The organism is Rhizobium sp. P43, assembly GCF_056730705.1.
The window spans coordinates 3,412,825-3,432,240 of sequence record NZ_CM161539.1; the positions used below are offsets into that span (position 1 = coordinate 3,412,825).

The 19,416-nt window shown below is 63.1% G+C and carries 15 protein-coding genes; 13 read left to right on the plus strand and 2 right to left on the minus strand.

The features are described 5' to 3' along the window. The first annotated feature begins 86 nt into the window (after positions 1-86). The 6 genes from mepA (at position 87) to AC1PUL_RS17150 (ending at position 6,035) form a co-directional block, all read left to right on the plus strand. Positions 87-1,106 (plus strand): penicillin-insensitive murein endopeptidase, encoded by a 1,020-nt coding sequence (gene mepA / locus AC1PUL_RS17125; protein ID WP_480468615.1) that lies wholly within the window; start codon positions 87-89, stop codon positions 1,104-1,106. A 90-nt stretch (positions 1,107-1,196) separates the two neighbouring features. Further along, positions 1,197-1,577, plus strand: a complete 381-nt coding sequence (locus AC1PUL_RS17130) for a methylglyoxal synthase (protein ID WP_166600126.1) — start codon at positions 1,197-1,199, stop codon at positions 1,575-1,577. Positions 1,578-1,604: 27 nt separating this feature from the next. Next, positions 1,605-2,645 (plus strand): glucokinase, encoded by a 1,041-nt coding sequence (locus tag AC1PUL_RS17135; protein ID WP_298465774.1) that lies wholly within the window; start codon positions 1,605-1,607, stop codon positions 2,643-2,645. A gap of 138 nt (positions 2,646-2,783) precedes the next feature. Next, positions 2,784-4,547, plus strand: coding sequence for an ABC transporter ATP-binding protein (locus AC1PUL_RS17140; protein WP_480465301.1), 1,764 nt, complete (start codon positions 2,784-2,786; stop codon positions 4,545-4,547). 18 nt (positions 4,548-4,565) lie between these two features. Beyond that, a complete protein-coding gene (gene dapB / locus AC1PUL_RS17145) occupies positions 4,566-5,378 on the plus strand; it encodes a 4-hydroxy-tetrahydrodipicolinate reductase (RefSeq protein ID WP_480468616.1) in 813 nt (270 codons plus the stop codon). A gap of 21 nt (positions 5,379-5,399) precedes the next feature. Continuing rightward, positions 5,400-6,035: a 2,3-bisphosphoglycerate-dependent phosphoglycerate mutase gene (locus tag AC1PUL_RS17150; protein ID WP_480465302.1), complete on the plus strand. Its 636-nt coding sequence runs from the start codon at positions 5,400-5,402 to the stop codon at positions 6,033-6,035. 135 nt (positions 6,036-6,170) lie between these two features. On the opposite strand, the gene pcaD is transcribed toward AC1PUL_RS17150, so the two are convergent. Beyond that, entirely contained in the window at positions 6,171-6,959 is a 789-nt protein-coding gene (gene pcaD, locus AC1PUL_RS17155; RefSeq protein WP_480465303.1) for a 3-oxoadipate enol-lactonase, read from the minus strand. A gap of 62 nt (positions 6,960-7,021) precedes the next feature. Further along, on the minus strand, positions 7,022-10,006 hold the full coding sequence (polA, locus tag AC1PUL_RS17160; protein ID WP_480465304.1) for a DNA polymerase I: 2,985 nt from the start codon (positions 10,004-10,006) through the stop codon (positions 7,022-7,024). A gap of 427 nt (positions 10,007-10,433) precedes the next feature. Here polA and AC1PUL_RS17165 point away from each other — a divergent pair, with 427 nt between their 5' ends. The 7 genes from AC1PUL_RS17165 to dnaJ all read left to right on the plus strand — a co-directional run bounded on the left by AC1PUL_RS17165 (position 10,434) and on the right by dnaJ (position 19,383). Then, positions 10,434-10,880 (plus strand): MarR family winged helix-turn-helix transcriptional regulator, encoded by a 447-nt coding sequence (locus AC1PUL_RS17165; RefSeq protein WP_480468617.1) that lies wholly within the window; start codon positions 10,434-10,436, stop codon positions 10,878-10,880. Between the two features lie 106 nt (positions 10,881-10,986). Then, the gene (locus AC1PUL_RS17170; RefSeq protein WP_480465305.1) at positions 10,987-12,375 is read left to right on the plus strand and encodes a dipeptidase; all 1,389 of its coding nucleotides are present in this window, start codon (positions 10,987-10,989) and stop codon (positions 12,373-12,375) included. Positions 12,376-12,690: 315 nt separating this feature from the next. Next, a complete protein-coding gene (locus tag AC1PUL_RS17175) occupies positions 12,691-13,149 on the plus strand; it encodes a YbaK/EbsC family protein (protein WP_480465306.1) in 459 nt (152 codons plus the stop codon). A 181-nt stretch (positions 13,150-13,330) separates the two neighbouring features. Then, a complete protein-coding gene (locus tag AC1PUL_RS17180; RefSeq protein ID WP_480465307.1) occupies positions 13,331-15,553 on the plus strand; it encodes a transglycosylase domain-containing protein in 2,223 nt (740 codons plus the stop codon). A gap of 290 nt (positions 15,554-15,843) precedes the next feature. Then, positions 15,844-17,757: a molecular chaperone DnaK gene (gene dnaK, locus AC1PUL_RS17185; RefSeq protein WP_480465308.1), complete on the plus strand. Its 1,914-nt coding sequence runs from the start codon at positions 15,844-15,846 to the stop codon at positions 17,755-17,757. Further along, entirely contained in the window at positions 17,757-18,227 is a 471-nt protein-coding gene (locus tag AC1PUL_RS17190; protein WP_480465309.1) for a hypothetical protein, read from the plus strand. Before dnaK ends, AC1PUL_RS17190 begins: the two co-directional genes overlap by 1 nt. Positions 18,228-18,231: 4 nt before the next feature. Next, a complete protein-coding gene (gene dnaJ / locus AC1PUL_RS17195) occupies positions 18,232-19,383 on the plus strand; it encodes a molecular chaperone DnaJ (protein WP_480465310.1) in 1,152 nt (383 codons plus the stop codon). The last annotated feature ends 33 nt before the right edge of the window (positions 19,384-19,416 follow it).

The window sequence follows — 19,416 nt, forward strand, 5'->3', positions numbered from 1 at the left end:
CGATGCGCGGGGTGAGGTTCGGACAGACCGGGGACATGCGCACGATGAAGAAGACCTGGGGCACGCGCCCGATGGCCACGGCCCTGATGCTCGCGGCGGCCTTTGCCGGCGCCGTCAGCGATACGGCCTTTGCGGAAGGACGACCTGCCAAGGAATTGTTTGGCGGCATGGCGCTGCCGGCGAAGGCGGCCCCCTCGCCTTACGGCTCCTATGCCAAGGGCTGCATTGCAGGCGCTGTCGCCATCCCGACCGACGGACCGACCTGGCAGGCGATGCGGCTTTCGCGCAATCGCCGTTGGGGCCACCCGGACATGATCGCGCTGCTCGAGCGCTTCTCGAAAGATGCCGTGCAGCTCGGCTGGGGTTCCGGCATCCTGATCGGCGATATCTCGCAGCCGCGCGGCGGACCGATGCTTTCGGGCCATGCCTCGCATCAGATCGGGCTTGATGCCGATATCTGGTTCACGCCGAAGCCGGCCAATCCGCTTTCCCCGCAGCAGCGCGAGGAGATGCCCTTTACCTCGATGCTGGAGAAGGACAAGTTTCTCACCGTCGACAGAAGGCTCTGGACCAATACCCATGCGCGGCTTGTGGTGCAGGCGGCCAGCTATCCGCAGGTGGAGCGCATCTTCGTCAATCCGGCGATCAAGAAGAAGCTTTGCGACACCTGGACGGGCGACAGGGCGGTGCTCGGCAAGATCCGGCCGATCTATGGCCATGATGCACATTTCCATATCCGCATGCGCTGCCCGGACGGCGCTGCCGGCTGCAAGCCGCAGGCGGCCGTGCCGCCCGGCGACGGTTGCGACCAGTCGCTTGCGTGGTGGTTTACCAAGGAGCCCTGGGCGGCGCCGAAGAAAGACCCGAACGCAAAGCCTGCGCCGAAGCCGCGCGCCATGCAGGTTTCCGATCTGCCGAAGGCATGCGCCATGGTGCTTGACGCACGGGGGCCGGCAAGCGAGCTCGAAGTCACCTATCAGGCTGATGGAGGGGTGATGCCCGGCAGCGCGGCTTCGGCATTTGCGGCTCCCGCTCCGGCATCGCAGCAGGCTTTCGAGCTGCCGGCCGTGGTCCCCGTGCCCGCCGCCCGCCCAACCGGCTGGTAGGCACGGCACTCTGAAAGGGTGCCTTTTCAAGTCCGTGCGCCTGCGCTAGATGGGTGGATCAAATCGATTTAAATCAGTTGGGGACCCGTCGTGAGCCGCACCCGTTGCATCGCCCTGATCGCGCATGACCAGAAGAAGGACGACATGGCGGAGTTCGCCAAGCGTCACCAGGCCAAGCTGATGAACTGGCGAATCGTGGCGACGGGAACGACGGGCGGGCGGATCAAGGATGCCGTGCCCGAACTCGATGTGACACGACTGAAAAGCGGGCCGCTCGGCGGCGACCAGCAGATCGGTGCGCTGATCTCGACGGGTGAAGTGGACATGCTCGTCTTCTTCGTCGACCCCTTGACTCCGATGCCCCATGATGTGGATGTCAAGGCGCTGATGCGGCTTGCGACCGTCTACGACATTCCGATGGCGCTGAACCTCGCAACCGCCGACATCCTGATGCAGACCCTCACTGCCTGAGCAGCAGGGCCCTAGACCGGACAGACCATGGCCAAGACACAGCGTGACGACAAACTCCCCTTCCCGATCCTGATCGGCGATATCGGCGGCACCAATGCCCGCTTTTCGATCCTGATCGACGAAAGCGGTGAGGCGATCAGCTTCCCGAATGTGGTGAACAAGAATTTCCCCACGATCGACGAGGCGATCCGCACCTGCGTGCTGGAAACCACGAGCCACAAGCCGCGCTCGCTGATCCTGGCGCTGGCCGGCCCGATCAAGGGCGATGAAGTGCCGCTGACCAATTGTCCCTGGATTGTGCGCCCCAAAGTGCTGATGGCAGATCTCGGCTTTTCGGAGGTTCTGCTGCTCAATGACTTCGAGGCGCAGGCGCTGGCCGCCGCGACGCTTGGCGTCGAGGACCGGCAACATCTGGGTTCGCTCAGCGAGGCGCCGATCGGCTCGCGCGTCGTGCTCGGCCCCGGCACGGGGCTAGGCGTTGCCGGCCTTGTCAGGGCGCGCGACATGTGGTTCCCGGTTCCGGGCGAAGGCGGGCATGTGGACGTCGGTCCGCGCACGGCACGCGACCACCAGATCTGGCCGTATCTGACACCGGTGCGCGATCCGAACGCGACGCTCGGGCGGATTTCGGCGGAGGAGCTTCTGTCCGGCCGTGGCCTCATGAACATCTACCGGGCGCTCTGCAAGGCCGACGGGAACCTGACGCCACGCTATGAGGATCCGGCCCAGGTTTCGACCTCCGGCATTTCCGGGGCGGATGCACTGGCGGGTGAAGCGCTCAGCCTGTTTGCCACCTATCTCGGCAGGGTTGCGGGCGATCTGGCGCTGATCTTCATGGCCAAGGGCGGCGTGTTCCTGGCCGGCGGCATTTCACCGAAGATCCTGCCGGCGTTGCAGAGCGGCGAATTCCGCGCCGCCTTCGAGGACAAGGCGCCGCATCAGGCGGTGATGCACGGGATCCCGACCTTCGTCGTTACCCATCCGCAGGCCGCTCTGCACGGACTGGCCGCCTATGCGACCGCGCCTTCTGATTTCGGGCTTGCGACCGAGGGGCGCCACTGGCGCTGAAGGCCTGCCTGCCGGCCCTCTATGGCCAAAGGCGCCGCGACTGGCTATAGAGCGGCGGCGCCCGGCAGGGGCATGGACGGCAACAGCACAGGACACTCTTTTTTGGACGCCCAGGACAGCCAGACCGAGAAACCCAACATGGACAGCGTCTCCGCCGTCCTCAAGCGCGTCATCGCCGAGAACGGGCGACAGCATGTGGGCGGGTATGCCTTCGCCATCGTCTGCCTGGTCACGGTTGCGCTGACGACCGCTTTCACGGCCTGGATCATGGAAGCCGTCATCAACGAGGCCTTCGCCAACCGGCGCGCCGATCTGGTCTGGATCATCTGCGGGTCGATCTTCGCCGCCTTCGTGATTCGCGGTTTCGCCGGCTATGGGCAGGCCGTGACGCTTTCGACGATCGGTAACAACATCGTGGCGCGCTACCAGCGGCGGCTGTTTTCGCATCTGATGTCGCTTTCAATCGGCTATTTCAGCGAAGCGCGCTCGGCCCGGCTCGCCGCGCAGATCAATGAAAACATCAACGGGATCCGCGATGTCCTGAACATGACGATCACCTCGCTGGCGCGGGATCTCATGACACTGATCGCGCTTCTCGGCGTGATGCTCTATCAGGACATCGTTCTGTCGCTGATCGTGTTTACCGTGGCGCCGCCGCTCTTCCTCGGCCTTCGCTACATTTCCCGGCGCCTGCGCAGCGCGACGAAGGAATCCGTCATCCTAAATTCGCATGTACTCGGGGCCATCCAGGAGGCGGTCCAGGGCATTGCGATCGTCAAGGCCTTCACCATGGAAAGCCAGCTGGAGAACAAGATCCAGTCGACGATCGATGCCGCCGAGGGCCGTGCCAACCGGATCGCCCGCCTTAGCGAACGCAATGGCCCGCTGACCGAAAGCCTTGCGGGCCTCTCGATTTCCGGCGTCATGGTCTATGCAGCCTATCAGTCGATCTATGGCGGCGTTTTGCCGGGCGCCTTCTTCTCCTTCGTGACCGCGCTGCTGTTGGCGTATGAGCCGGCCAAGCGGCTGGCGCGCCTGCAGGTGTTCATGGAACGCGCCGCTGTCAATGCGCGGATGATCTACGAGATCCTCGATACGCAGCCCAACCAGCAGGACAAGGACGGCGCCAGGCAGATTGCGGTCAACGGGGCGAAGATCGAGTTTCGCAACGTCACCTTCGCCTATGGTTCGAACGAACCGACCTTGCGAAATCTGAGCTTCACGGCCGAAGGCGGCAAGACAACCGCGCTGGTTGGCCCGTCGGGCGCCGGCAAGTCGACCGTGATCACGCTGGTGCCACGCTTCTACGACCCGGAGGAAGGCGAGATCCTGATCGATGGTCAGAATATCGCCGATGTGACGAAGTCGTCGCTTCGACGTCATCTCGCCTATGTCTCGCAGCAGCCCTACCTGTTCGAGGGCTCGATCCGCGACAACATCCGCTACGGGCGCCCGGAGGCGACCGATGCCGAAATCGAGGATGCGGCACGGCTGGCAAATGCCCATGACTTCATCCTGGCGCAGCCGCAGGGCTACGACACGCCCGTCGGTGAGAACGGCATCACGCTTTCCGGCGGCCAGCGGCAGCGGCTTTCGATTGCCCGTGCGCTGGTACGCAATGCGCCGATCCTGCTGCTCGACGAAGCGACCTCGGCGCTCGATACCGAATCGGAGGCTGCCGTGCAGCAGGCGCTCGATGCCGCCATGGCCGGGCGCACCGTCATCGTCATCGCGCACCGGCTTTCCACCGTCGTGAATGCCGACAAGATCATCGTCATGCAGGATGGTCAGGTGGCGGAAGAAGGCACCCATGAGAGCCTTGCACAGCAGCCGGGCGGTCTTTACGCTCGCCTCAACAACCTTCAGGCCGCTTCCAACGGCCAGCACAGCAGCCAGGAATAATCGCGCATGGATACGCCCATGAAGCTCGTCGTCGTCGGTGCCGCCGGTCGCATGGGGAAGACGCTGATCAAACTGATCAGCGAAACGCCGGGTCTTGTCCTGCATGCCGCCGTCGAGCGGACCGGCTCTGCCGCTCTCGGCCAGGATGCGGGCGAACTGGCAGGCGTGCCCAAGCTTGGCGTTGCCGTCACCGACGATCCGCTGGCGGCTTTCCTGCATGCCGATGGCGTCATCGACTTCACGACACCGGCTTCGACCGTCGAATTTGCAGCGCTCGCGGCGCAGGCGCGGATCGTGCATGTGATCGGCACGACCGGCTGCCTGCCGGAGCACGAGGAGAAGATCGACGCGGCGGCACGTCATGCACGTGTGGTGAAGTCGGGCAATATGAGCCTTGGCGTCAATCTGCTTTCGGTTCTGATCAAGCAGGCGGCGCGCGCGCTCGATGCGGCCGGCTGGGATATCGAGGTGCTCGAAATGCACCACAAGCACAAGGTCGACGCGCCCTCGGGGACCGCGCTTCTGCTCGGCGAAGCAGCGGCCGAGGGCCGTGGCATTTCGCTTGCCGATCATTCGGTCCGCGTGCGCGATGGCCATACCGGACCGCGCGAGGAAGGCTCGATCGGCTTTGCCACACTGCGCGGCGGCTCGGTGATCGGGGAGCATCAGGTGCTGTTTGCCAGCGAAGGCGAGATCGTCACGCTCTCTCACAGCGCTGCCGACCGTTCGCTGTTTGCCCGTGGCGCGCTGAAGGCCGCCACCTGGGCCCGGGACAAGAAACCCGGCCGCTATACCATGCTCGACGTGCTCGGGCTCAACTCCACCCCCTGATCGTCAAGAGAGGAATTGTCGATGACCGGTACACTCGTGCTCGTGCGCCATGGCCAGAGCGACTGGAACCTGAAGAACCTGTTTACCGGCTGGCGTGATCCGGACCTGACGGAACTCGGCGTGCAGGAAGCCAATGCCGGCGGCAAGGCGCTGGCCGATTACGGCATCAAGTTCGATATCGCGTTCACGTCCGTCCTCACCCGCGCGCAGAAGACCTGCAACATCATCCTCGAAAACGTCGGCCAGACGGGTCTTGAGACGATCAAGGACCAGGCGCTGAACGAGCGCGACTACGGCGATCTCTCGGGTCTCAACAAGGACGACGCGCGCGCCAAGTGGGGCGAGGAGCAGGTGCATATCTGGCGCCGCTCTTACGACGTGCCGCCGCCGGGAGGCGAAAGCCTGCGCGACACCGGTGCCCGCGTCTGGCCCTATTATCTCACCGAAATCCTGCCGCGCGTGCTGCGTGGCGAAAAGGTGCTGGTTGCAGCGCATGGCAACTCGCTGCGCTCGCTGGTCATGGTGCTCGACAAGCTGACCAAGGAGCAGATCCTCGGCGTCAATCTCGCGACCGGCGTTCCCATGATCTACAAGCTGAACGCGGATTCGACCGTGGCTTCCAAGGAAGTGCTGGGTGACATGTCTGGCGCGCATTGAGCGCAAACTACCCTCCGCTAGAGGGGGAGGGTCGGGCCAAAGGCCCGGGGTGGGGTGAGCGTCCGGTCGATCGGAAACGTGTCACCCCCACCCGCCGCTTTGCGGCGACCTCCCCCCTCAAGGGGGAGGTGGAGACTACTGCTTGCGCATGAACCCCTGGATCAGATCGGCGAGTGCTTCCGGCTGTTCGACCGAGGGGATATGGGCGCAATCCGCGATCTCTTCGAAACGGGCGCCCGGCACGAGATCGGCAGCGGCCTTGACGGTGGCGGGGGGCGTCGAACCGTCCTGGTCGCCGACGACGAAGAGCGTGGGGACCGTGATGGTCGGCAGGACATCGGAAAAGTCCGTGTCGCGCAGGGCCGCACAGGTCGACAGATAGCCGGCGATGGACTGGCGTGTCATCATCAGGCGGTAGCCGGCAAGTTCATCGGCGCGATCTTCGTGAAAGGCCGGCGTGAACCAGCGCGCCATGGCACTGTCAGCAGCACTGTCCAGGCCGCCCTTCTCGATCCCGGCGATGCGCTCGGCCCAGATTTCGGCAGACCCGATGCGCGGGGCGGTGTCGCAGAGAATGAGCTTGCGTAAGAGATCCGGTCGTTCCTTCCAGAGGCCCTGGCAGACGAGACCGCCAACGGAGAGGCCGCAAAAGGTGGCCTTGCGAATGCCGAGTTCGTCGCAGAGGGCCGCGAGATCCGAGACGAGATCGGCCATGCCGAAGGGCTTGTCGGCATGGCCGGACAGGCCGTGGCCGCGGCTGTCATAAAGCAGCACCGAGACATCATCGCCGAGCTCATCGAAGAGCGGCAGCCAGATGCGGAAATCGGTGCCGAGCCCGTTGGAGAAGACGATCAGGTTCTTGGCTTTCGCCTCGCCGATCAGCTCGTAATGGACGACATTGCCGTTGATGGTCTTGAAGGCCAAGATTGATACTCCTGTGGGCCGAACGGGCCCCGTGTTTCGTTAACCGGCGAGGCCGGAAATTCTCAATGCGCCTCGTCCCAATTGTGGGCGGCGCGGGCGTCGACCTTGAGCGGCACGCGCATGGAGACGGCCGGCATGGCGGCGTTTTCCATGATGTCGACGATGACAGGCATGGCGGCATCGACGGCGTCGTCCTCGACCTCGAAGATCAATTCGTCATGCACCTGCAGCAGCATGCGGACACGCTCCGAGAGACCGGCTGCGGCAAGCGCCGGCTCGATCTGGATCATCGCACGACGGATGATATCGGCGGCCGAGCCCTGGATGGGCGCGTTGATCGCGGCACGCTCGTTGAAGGCACGCATGGAGGGGTTGGACGACTTGATCTCCGGGTAATGGGCGCGCCTGCCGAAGATGGTTTCCACATAGCCATGCTCACGGGCGAAGGCCTTGGTGCTCTCCATGTAGTCCTTGATGCCCGGGAAGCGCTCGAAATACTTCTTGATGTAGTCGCCGGCCTCCGAGCGCTCGATGCCGAGCTGATTCGCAAGGCCGAAGGCGGAAATGCCGTAGATGATGCCGAAGTTGATCGCCTTGGCGCGGCGGCGGACTTCCGACGGCATGCCCTCGACCGGCACGCCGAACATCTCCGACGCGGTCATCGCGTGGATGTCGACACCGTCGGCAAAGGCCTGGCGCAGCTGCGGGATATCGGCGACATGGGCGAGCACGCGCAGTTCGATCTGGCTGTAGTCGGCCGAAAGCAGCTTGTGGCCCGGCGTCGAGATGAAGGCCGTACGGATCTTGCGGCCTTCGGCGGTGCGGACCGGGATGTTCTGCAGGTTCGGTTCTGACGACGACAGGCGGCCGGTGGTCGTCGAGGCGAGCGAATAGCCGGTGTGAACGCGTTTTGTCTGCGGATGGATGTATCCGGGAAGCGCGTCCGTATAGGTGGATTTCAGCTTGGTCAGCTGGCGCCAGTCGACGATCTTGCGCGGCAGGGGCGCCCCCTCGGCGGCAAGATCTTCCAGCACCTGGGCGGAGGTGGACCACTGGCCAGTCTTGGTCTTGGACCCGCCGGGCAGGCCTAGTCTGCCGAAGAGGATATCGCCGAGCTGCTTGGGCGAGCCGATGTTGAAGCGCTCGCCGGCGAGTTCATAGACCTCATCCTCGGCAGCGGCGGCCTTCTGGGCAAGCTCGCCCGACAGGCGCGAGAGGATCTGGCGGTCAACGGTGATGCCGCGCTCTTCCATATGGGCGAGTACCGGCACCAGCGGGCGTTCCAGACGCTCGTAGATGCGGGTGAGACCCTCGGCGGCGAGGCGCGGTTTGAGCACCAGCCAGAGACGGAGGGTGACATCGGCGTCTTCGGCGGCATAGGCGGTGGCGCGATCGATATCGATGAGGTCGAAGGTGACGGAGGACTTTCCGGAGCCGGCGACATCCTTGTAGGCGATTGGCATGTGGCCGAGCCACTTTTCCGACAGGCCGTCCATGCCGTGATTGCCCTTGCCGGCGTCGAGCACGTAGGACATCAGCATGGTGTCGTCGAAGGCCTGCATGACGATGCCGTGGCGCTTCATCACCAGGTAGTCGTATTTCAGGTTCTGCGCGACCTTCAATACGGAAGGGTCTTCCAGCAGCCCTTTCAGAGCAGCCAGCGCCTCCTTCATCGGGATCTGGCCCTCGGCATGACCACCGCCGAGCAGATCGCCGACGCCGGTCTTGTGGGCCAGCGGGATATAGGCGGCGCGGATGTCGGTCGAGCCGGGGGATACGACATTGTCCTGGATCGCGAGCGAAACGCCGACGAGTTCCGCCTGCATCGGATCGAGAGACGTGGTCTCGGTGTCGAAGGCAACGAGGCCAGTCTCGCGGGCAGCGGCGATCCAGCGTTCCAGGGTCGCGATGTCGCGGATCGTCACATAGGCGCTGGTATCGATCGGCTTGCCCGCGAAGGCGTTGGCGCGGCTGGCCGCAAGATCGGCAGGGGTTTTACCGTCAGGACTGCCGGTCGTTGCGGCTGCCGGCGTGGCAGATGGTGCCGTGGCAGGAGCAGACGAGGCGGCGGGAGCATCTCCGGCATCGAGATCTGGGCCGCGAGCGGCATCACCCCATTCGACGGGGACGTCTGCGGGTTCGATGGCGGACGCATCGCAGTCACAGACTTCGGCGACACGGCGCGTCAGCGTGGTGAACTCCATCGCCTTCAGGAAGGCGATGAGCTTCGGGCCGTTCTGCGGTTCGAGCACCAGGTCTTCGAGCTTCATGTCGAGCGGCACGTCGGTGCGCAGTTCGACGAGCTGGCGGGAGACACGCGCGAGTTCGGCATTGGCGACGATGTTTTCGCGGCGCTTGACCTGCTTGATCTCGCCGGCGCGGGCGAGCAGCGTTTCCAGATCGCCGAATTCTTCCAAGAGCTGGGCGGCGGTCTTCGGACCGATGCCTGGAATGCCCGGCACGTTGTCGGTCGAATCGCCGGTCATCGCCTGCAGATCGATCATCTTTTCCGGCGGCACGCCCCATTTCTCGATGACGTCGGGAATGCCGATCTGCTTGTCCTTCATCGCGTCGTACATGTGCACGTTCGGCGTGACGAGCTGCATCAGGTCCTTGTCGGAGGAGACGATGGTGACATCGGCGCCGACGGCTTCCGCCTGGCGGGCATAGGTGGCGATGATGTCGTCAGCCTCGAAACCTTCGGTCTCGATGCAGGGCAGGTTGAAGGCGCGGGTCGCATGGCGGATCAGGCCGAATTGCGGGATCAGATCTTCCGGCGGGGCCGAGCGATTGGCCTTGTAGAGCGGGTAGATTTCCTTGCGGAAGGTCGTCGACGAATAGTCGAAGATCACAGCGAGATGGGTCGGCGTCACCCCGACATTGGTGTTGCGCGCATCGCGCAGCAGCTTCCACAGCATGTTGCAGAAGCCGGAGACCGCGTTGACGGGCAGGCCGTCCGACTTGCGGTTGAGGGCCGGGATGGCGTGGAAGGCGCGGAAGATGAAACCCGAACCGTCGACGAGGAAGAGATGATCGCCTTTTTTCATGTCGGCATGGATAGCGCGGGGCGGCTGAAACGTCCATGACGGTTTGACCCTGCTGCCGCAAAAACGCTCGCCATCCATGGGACACGATCGTGCCGGATCACCACCGAACCATCACGAAAAGCTTACCGATTTGTAATCCCGACTTCCCTTGAAAAACCACATTCCGGATCACAAATCCTAGTCATCGGCGCCTGATCACGCCGTAGTCTGAAAGAGGCTCGTCCCCCGCCGCTTCAGACTCGGGCAAAGGCCTTATCCCCCTCTCCGGGCCTTTGTCCCCATATTCCGGAGCCGTCGTGGCAGTCCCCCGCCTTTTGCCACGACGGCCTCCACTTCCCGCCCCTAAAACCCAAAATAAGTCAGCCTCGGAAATGGATCGCATGCGATGCTTCCGACCAGACGAATCTGCGACACCGTGTCGAGCGCCATGGCCCATGACCGTACGACCCCTGACCGCTCCGAATCCGCTACCTGGCTGGCGAGCCAGCTGGCGCGCGGCTTTACACGGGCGCTGCAGACGCGAGCGGCGAAACTCGGCTTTTCGCCGGGACAGTTTCCGATCCTGATCGAACTCTGGGAGGAAGAGGGGCTGACGCAGAGGCAGCTTCTCGACCGCGTCGATGTGGAGCAGGCGACGATTGCCAATACGCTTGCGCGCATGGAGCGCGACGGGCTGATCGAACGCCGGGCGCACCCAAAGGACAAGCGGGCACAGCAGATTTTCCTGACCGACAAGGCGCGCGACATGCGCGAGGAGGCGCTTGCGGCGGCCGAGGAGGCCGAGCAGGCCGTCTTTCAGGGCTTCCGGCGGTTCGAGAAGGAATTGCTGAAGGAATACATCCGCTGGGCGATCGCCAATGCGCGCAAGCTGTGAATGGATCTTGATGGCACCTTGAGAAAAATTCGCGGTCCATGCGCCTCGAAACCCAGGGAGGTTTGGTCTATCGTCCGCCGCAATTTCAAAATTGCAGGACATGACCATGACCGATCTCTCCCCAATCCTCGCGAAGGCCGACGAGGCCCTGCCGCAGAGCCTTGAGCGCCTGTTCGACCTCGTGCGGATTCCCTCGATTTCGACTGATACGGCCTACAAGGCCGAGTGCCGCAAGGCCGGCGAGTGGCTGGTGTCGGCTCTCAACGAGCTCGGTTTCGACGCATCGCTGCGCGACACGCCCGGCCATCCGATGGTGGTGGCGCATCACGCCGCTGACCGGGCCGACGCGCCGCATGTGCTTTTCTACGGCCATTACGACGTGCAGCCGGTCGATCCGCTGGATCTGTGGGAAGACGATCCCTTTGCGCCTGCCATCAAGGAGAAGGATGGCCGCAAGGTGATCACCGGTCGCGGCACGTCTGACGACAAGGGGCAGTTGCTGACCTTCGTCGAAGCCTGCCGCGCCTACAAGGCGGTGAAGGGTTCGCTGCCGGTGAAGATCACGATCCTGTTCGAGGGAGAAGAAGAATCCGGTTCGCCGTCGTTGAAGCCCTTCCTGGCGGCCAATGCCGACGAGCTGAAGGCCGACTTCGCGCTGGTCTGCGATACCAGCATGTGGGATCGCGAGACGCCGGCGATCGCTGCGGCGCTGCGCGGTCTCGTCGGCGAAGAAGTCACTGTCATCGCTGCCGACCGCGATCTGCATTCGGGTCTCTTCGGCGGTGCGGCTGCCAATCCGGTGCACATCCTGACCAAGATCCTGGCCGACCTGCATGACGAGACCGGCAAGGTCACCCTTCCCGGCTTCTACGATGGTGTCGAGGAGACGCCGGCAAATATCAAGGCCTCCTGGGAGAGCCTGGGGCGGACGGCAGAAAGCTTCCTCGGCGAAGTGGGCCTGTCGGTCCCGGCCGGTGAAAAGGGCCGTTCCGTGCTGGAACTGACCTGGGCGCGACCGACGGCGGAAGTGAACGGCATCATCGGCGGCTATACCGGCGAAGGCTTCAAGACCGTGATTGCGGCCAAGGCCTCGGCGAAGATTTCCTTCCGCCTGGTCGGCACACAGGATCCGGCCAAGGTGCGCGAAAGCTTCCGCGATTTCGTGCAGGCGCGCATTCCCGCCGACTGCAAGGTGGAGTTTCACGAGCATGGCGGTTCGCCGGCCATTCAGCTGTCCTATGATTCGCCTGAGCTGACCAAGGCGAAGAACGCGCTTTCGGACGAATGGCCGAAACCGGCCGTGATCATCGGCATGGGCGGGTCGATCCCGATCGTCGGCGATTTCCAGAAGATGCTCGGCATGGATTCGCTGCTGGTCGGCTTTGGCCTGACCGATGACCGCATCCATTCGCCGAACGAGAAGTATGACCTCAACTCGTTCCACAAGGGCATCCGATCGTGGATCCGGATCCTCGACGCGCTTGCGAACGGCTAAACCTAAAAAAGCAAAAAGGCCGGTCACAAACCGGCCTTTCCTTTACGCTTCAACGCTACCTGCCAGTACATCCGTGGTCAGGGACGGAAACGTGCCATTCGATGTCTCGGATGTTGGTCCACCTTCGTGAACCGCATCCCGGATCTTGATGATCGCGCTGGATGCTTAACAACCGGTTAAGCGCACAGAAGTTCCTGTAATAGGATCTCCGCAAACGCTCTATCGTCTGGTGACCCTGAAATGGGGACGCGGCTTGCGTCTTTCAAGTGGGCTCACAGGTTGAAATGCCTCGTCGGCTGCGGATAGACTTGTCTCATGAGCCTCGAATCCGTCCGCCAGTTCTTCCGGGAAAACGCACCCGACATCTCCGTCATCGTCACCGAAGCGAGTTCCGCCACCGTTCCGCTTGCGGCCGAGGCGCATGGCGTCGAGCCGGACCAGATCGCAAAGACCATCTGCCTCAGGATCGGCGAAGACGTCGTGCTGGTGGTTACGGCGGGAACGATGCGGCTCGACAATCGCAAGTTCAAGGACCGCTTCGGGGTCAAGCCGCGTATGCTCGATGCAGACGCCGTCGTCGAAGCGACCAGCCATCCCGTGGGTGGCGTCTGCCCCTTCGGCCTGCCCTCGCCGCTCAAGGTCTATTGCGATCTGTCGCTCAAGGCCTTCGACGAAGTCGTGCCGGCGGCGGGCGCGACGAATGCGGCCGTGCGGATTGCGCCGGAGCGCATGCTGTCACTTGTCGGCGGCGAGTGGGCCGATCTCTGCCAGTAAACTCACGGCGCGTTCAAGGCTTGTTTACGGGGCTTTAACCACCCCTTAAATCGCCGCATTTACTTTGCATTTGCGCGATCATCGACCGACGGGGCATGATCGTCCGAGATTTCTTGAAGCGATTTCCGCGCGGGTCCTCCACGGGCCGCGCATCACGAGCATCTGGAGCAAGATCACCGCAATGGTGAGCCGAGGAAAATCCCGCGACCGCATCGAGCCGCGCTTTGACGACGAGCGCGAGGACGAGGATTTCCGTCTCGATGCCGAGGATCGCGTTATCGGCGGACGCGCGGCCCGTGCCAGTGGCAAAAAGGCGACGAGCTCCGCAAAACGCGGGAGATCGGCCGGTCAGAAAAGCCGCAAGGCGAAGAGCGGTGGTGGGTTCGGGCTCGGCAAGCTGATCTACTGGGGTTTCGTGCTGTCCATCTGGTGCGGCATCGGCGTAGTTGGCCTTGTTGCCTATTACGGCTCGCAGATGCCCAGCGCCAGCAGTTGGTCGATCCCCGAGCGGCCGCCGAACATGAAGATCGTGTCGGTTGAGGGAACGCTGATCGCCAATCGCGGCGCGACCGGTGGCGAGGCCCTGCCGCTCGAGGAAATGTCGCCCTTCATCCCGCAGGCGGTGATGGCGATCGAGGATCGGCGCTTCTATTCGCATTTCGGCGTGGATCCGCTGGGTCTGGCGCGCGCGATCGTCACCAATGTGACCAGCGGCCGGGCCGTTCAGGGTGGTTCGACGCTGACGCAGCAGCTTGCCAAGAACCTCTTCCTGTCGCCGGAACGGACCATCGAGCGCAAGGTGCAGGAAGTGTTGCTCGCCTTCTGGCTGGAGCAGAAATATACCAAGGACCAGATCCTGGCGATGTATCTGAACCGGGTGTTCTTTGGCTCCAATGCCTATGGCGTGGAAGCCGCAGCACGGCGCTATTTCAACAAGTCGGCGCGCGACGTGAACCTCGGCGAGGCAGCGCTTCTGGCGGGTCTGCTGAAGGCGCCGTCACGGCTGTCGCCGGCGCGCGATCCGGAAGCGGCCGAGGCACGCGCGCAGGTCGTGCTGCAGGCGATGCTCGAAGAGGGTTACATCACTCAGGACGAAATCAAGACGGCGATGACGCAGCCGCCGACAAAGGCGAAGCGCTACTGGAGCGGTGCCGGGCAATATGTCGCCGATCTCGTGCGCGACGAAGTCACCATGCTGATCGGCAAGGTGACCGAAGACATCGTGGTCGAGACGACCATCGACATGACGCTGGAGAAGAAGGCGGAGGCGGCGCTGACAGAGGCCCTGGAGGCCGAGGGCGAGAAGGTCAATGCCTCGCAGGCGGCGCTCGTGTCGATCGACGGGACGGGCGCGATCCGCGCGCTGGTCGGCGGGCGCGATTATGCCGAGAGCCAGTTCAACCGGGCGGTCAAGGCCAAGCGCCAGCCGGGCTCGGCCTTCAAGCCCTTCGTCTATGCGGCAGCGGTCGAGAACGGTCTGCGTCCGACTTCGGTGCGCAACGATGCGCCGATCCGGATCGGCTCCTGGACGCCGGAGAATTACGACGAAAAGTATCGCGGACCGGTGAGCGTAACGCAGGCTCTCGCCGAATCGCTCAACACGATTGCAGCCCAGCTGGTGATGGAGGTTGGTCCCGAGCAGGTGATCAAGGTCGCGCACCGGATGGGCATCGAATCAGACATGCAGAACAATGCCTCGATCGCGCTCGGCACATCCGAGGTGTCGCTGCTCGAGCTGACGGCGGCCTATGCGCCCTTCATGAACGGCGGCTACAAGGCCACACCGCATATCGTGCGCCGGATCTCGAAAGCGGATGGTACGCTGCTCTACGAGAACAATTATCTGGAGCCGCCGAAGGTGTTGAATGACGGGGTCGTCGCGGCGATGAACGTGATGATGCGCAGCGTCATCGATCATGGCACCGGCAAGAAGGCCCAGCTGCCCGGCTGGGAGGCAGCCGGAAAGACCGGGACGACGCAATCCTTCCGTGATGCGCTGTTCGTCGGCTATACGAGCAATCTGACCACCGGCATCTGGTTCGGCAATGACGACGGCCAGTCGATGAAGAAGGTGACCGGCGGCGGGCTGCCTGCCCAGGCCTGGCACGAGTTCATGACGGCAGCACATCAGGGTCTGGCGCCTGCCCCGCTACCAGGCGGTGATTTCCTCGAGCCGGCACCGACCGAAGAGCCGATGACGATCGGTACGATTATCTCGGAAGTGCTGCAGGGCGGCGGCGAGGAGCGCTACACCGGTGAGCCTGTTACGGCGGAGCAATACCCGCTGGAGCCCGTTCCCTCGCAGGACGTCACCGGCTCACCCGGTCCCGTTCCGCCCGGAGAGGTCGGCCAGACCCAGGCTCCGCGCAGAACAACGCTTCTCGACTTGATTCTGGGGCAATGAAGGTCCACATCACGGTCGGGATAAGGATCGGCCTGACGCAAGCTGAGGGCGCTAACATTCCGGATCAATGACAGACGGACGGGTGCTGCAAACCAGGTGAAGCTGCTGCGCCAATCTGTTCTTTTTTCCCGGTTTTCGGCGGATTTCCAGCCTTGCAGTCAGAAATTCCGCTTCTTATATACGCGACATAACCGCAGCGGCGCTGCAGTGTATCCCAGACAATCCACGTCGAGGGGCTGTCAGGAATGCCTGATTGGGGTTCCGATGGCCTGCTTCAAGGAGAATATGACATGGCAAAAGTAATCGGTATCGACCTTGGAACGACCAATTCCTGCGTCGCCGTCATGGACGGCAAGGATGCGAAGGTCATCGAGAATTCGGAAGGCGCGCGCACCACGCCCTCCATGGTGGCCTTTTCGGACGATGGCGAACGCCTCGTCGGCCAGCCGGCCAAGCGCCAGGCCGTCACCAACCCGACAAATACGCTCTTCGCCGTCAAGCGCCTGATCGGCCGCCGCTACGAAGATCCGACGGTTGAAAAGGACAAGGGCCTCGTGCCGTTCCAGATCGTCAAGGGTGACAATGGCGACGCCTGGGTCGAGGCCCAGAACAAGGGTTATTCCCCGTCGCAGATTTCGGCCATGATCCTTCAGAAGATGAAGGAAACGGCGGAAGCCTATCTCGGCGAAAAGGTCGAAAAGGCCGTCATCACCGTTCCCGCCTATTTCAACGACGCGCAGCGCCAGGCCACCAAGGATGCCGGTCGCATCGCGGGTCTTGAAGTTCTGCGCATCATCAACGAGCCGACGGCTGCCGCTCTTGCCTATGGTCTCGACAAAAAAGACGGCAAGACGATCGCCGTTTACGACCTTGGCGGCGGTACCTTCGATATCTCGGTTCTGGAAATCGGCGACGGCGTCTTCGAAGTGAAGTCGACCAACGGCGACACCTTCCTCGGCGGTGAAGACTTCGACATGCGTCTCGTCGAATATCTGGCCGGCGAATTCAAGAAGGACCAGGGTATCGACCTCAAGGGTGACAAGCTTGCCCTGCAGCGCCTGAAGGAAGCCGCTGAAAAGGCCAAGATCGAACTGTCGTCCTCGCAGCAGACCGAAATCAACCTGCCCTTCATCACGGCAGATGCTTCCGGTCCGAAGCACCTGACGATGAAGCTGACGCGCGCCAAGTTCGAAAGCCTGGTCGACGACCTCGTCCAGCGCACGATCGCACCGTGCAAAGCAGCCCTGAAGGATGCCGGCGTTTCGGCAGCCGACATCGACGAAGTGGTCCTGGTCGGCGGCATGAGCCGCATGCCGAAGGTGCAGGAAGTCGTGAAGCAGCTGTTCGGCAAGGAGCCGCACAAGGGCGTCAACCCGGATGAAGTCGTCGCACTCGGTGCAGCGATCCAGGCCGGCGTTCTGCAGGGCGACGTCAAGGACGTTCTGCTGCTCGACGTGACCCCGCTGTCGCTCGGCATCGAGACCCTCGGTGGCGTCTTCACCCGCCTGATCGACCGCAACACGACGATCCCGACGAAGAAGAGCCAGACCTTCTCGACCGCCGAAGACAACCAGCAGGCCGTCACCATCCGCGTCAGCCAGGGCGAGCGCGAAATGGCTGCCGACAACAAGCTGCTCGGCCAGTTCGACCTCGTCGGTCTGCCGCCGGCACCGCGTGGCGTTCCGCAGATCGAAGTCACCTTCGACATCGACGCCAACGGCATCGTCCAGGTTTCGGCCAAGGATAAAGGCACCGGCAAGGAACAGCAGATCCGCATCCAGGCCTCCGGCGGTCTCTCCGACGCCGACATCGAAAAAATGGTGAAGGATGCCGAAGCCAATGCCGAGGCCGACAAGAAGCGTCGTGCCGTGGTCGAAGCCAAGAACCAGGCCGAAAGCCTCGTTCACTCCACCGAGAAGTCGGTTAAGGAGTATGGCGACAAGGTTTCGGAAACCGATCGCAAGGCGATCGAGGATGCGATTGCGGCCCTGAAGGGCGCCATCGAAGCCTCCGAGCCCGATGCCGACGACATTCAGGCCAAGACCCAGACGCTCATGGAAGTTTCCATGAAGCTGGGCCAGGCCATCTATGAAGCCCAGCAGGCCGAAGGCGGTGCAGGCAACACAGATGGCGGCAAGGACGACAACGTCGTCGACGCCGACTATGAAGAAGTAAAGGACGAAGACGCGAAGAAGTCGGCCTGATGCAGGGCCGCTTCGGACGCCGTTTTCCGCGCTGGCTGGCCCTTGGGCCAGCCGCCATTTCGTTGATCCTGGCGACCGGTGCCATGGCACAGGACAGGGGGCAGGTCAGCGCCGTTCACCGCCAGGTGAGCGCCGCCGAGGCTAAAGTGGCCAAGGCGATTTCCGCGAAGGACAGCAATTCCCTTTCCCGCATCGGCAACGATCTCGGCAAGATCATCGACGCTGCGCTTCAGCGGCGCGAGAACGGTGGCGAGGTTTCGTCCTGCGACATGGCTGCGCATTCGCTGGCCTTTGCCGCGGTCACATCTGCGGATGGGCTGATCAGCAAGGGCGAAGCGCGCAAACTTCTGATGCAGGATGCAATGGCTGCGGCCTCCGACTTCCAGAAAGACATGCAGGCCTGCGACAAGCAGGCCGGCAAGGCAGCGGGCAGCCACACGAGCGTTGGGAAAGCTTTGAGAGCTTTGTAAGACCATGGCAAAAGCAGATTTCTACGAGACCCTCGGGGTTGGCCGGATGGCGGATGAGAAGGAGCTGAAGAGCGCCTTCCGCAAGCTGGCCATGAAATATCATCCGGACAAGAACCCGGATGACAGCGAAGCCGAGAAGAAGTTCAAGGAGATCAACGAGGCTTACGAGACCTTGAAGGATCCCCAGAAGCGCGCGGCCTATGACCGCTTCGGCCACGCCGCCTTTGAACAGGGCGGAATGGGCGGTGGCGGCTTCGGCGGTGGCGGCGGTTTCGCCGGCGGCGGCTTCTCCGACATCTTCGAGGATATCTTCGGCGAGATGATGGGCGGCGGCCGTGGTGGTCGTGCCCGCTCTTCCGGCGGTCGCGAACGTGGCGCAGACCTGCGCTACAACATGGAAATCAGCCTCGAAGAGGCGTTTACCGGCAAGACCGCGCAGATCCGGGTTCCGACCTCGATCACCTGCGATGTCTGCACGGGTTCGGGTGCCAAGCCCGGCACGCAGCCGAAGACCTGCACGACCTGTCAGGGCTCGGGTCGCGTTCGTGCGGCCCAGGGTTTCTTCTCGATCGAACGGACCTGCCCGACCTGTCACGGTCGCGGCCAGACGATTAGCGATCCCTGCGGCAAGTGCCACGGCCAGGGCCGGGTGACCGAAGAGCGCTCGCTATCCGTCAGCATTCCCTCGGGGATCGAAGACGGCACGCGTATCCGCCTGCAGGGCGAGGGCGAAGCCGGACTGCGTGGCGGTCCGTCGGGGGATCTCTACATCTTCCTGTCGGTGAAGCCGCACGAGTTCTTCCAGCGCGACGGGGCGGATCTCTACTGCTCCGTGCCGATCTCGATGACGACGGCGGCGCTTGGCGGCACGTTTGATGTGGTGACACTCGATGGCACCAAGTCGCGGGTCACGGTGCCGGAGGGTACCCAGGCGGGCAAACAGTTCCGCCTGAAGGCCAAGGGAATGCCGGTGCTGCGTTCGACGCAGGTGGGTGACCTCTATATCCAGATCCAGATCGAGACGCCGCAAAAGCTGACCAAGCGTCAGCGCGAGCTCCTGCAGGAATTCGAGCAGCTCTCGTCGAAGGAGAACAACCCGGAATCGACGGGCTTCTTTGCCCGGATGAAGGATTTCTTCGACACGCTGAGCGACTGAGCGCCGTTTCCGATCGAGTCGATTTGCAAGGGC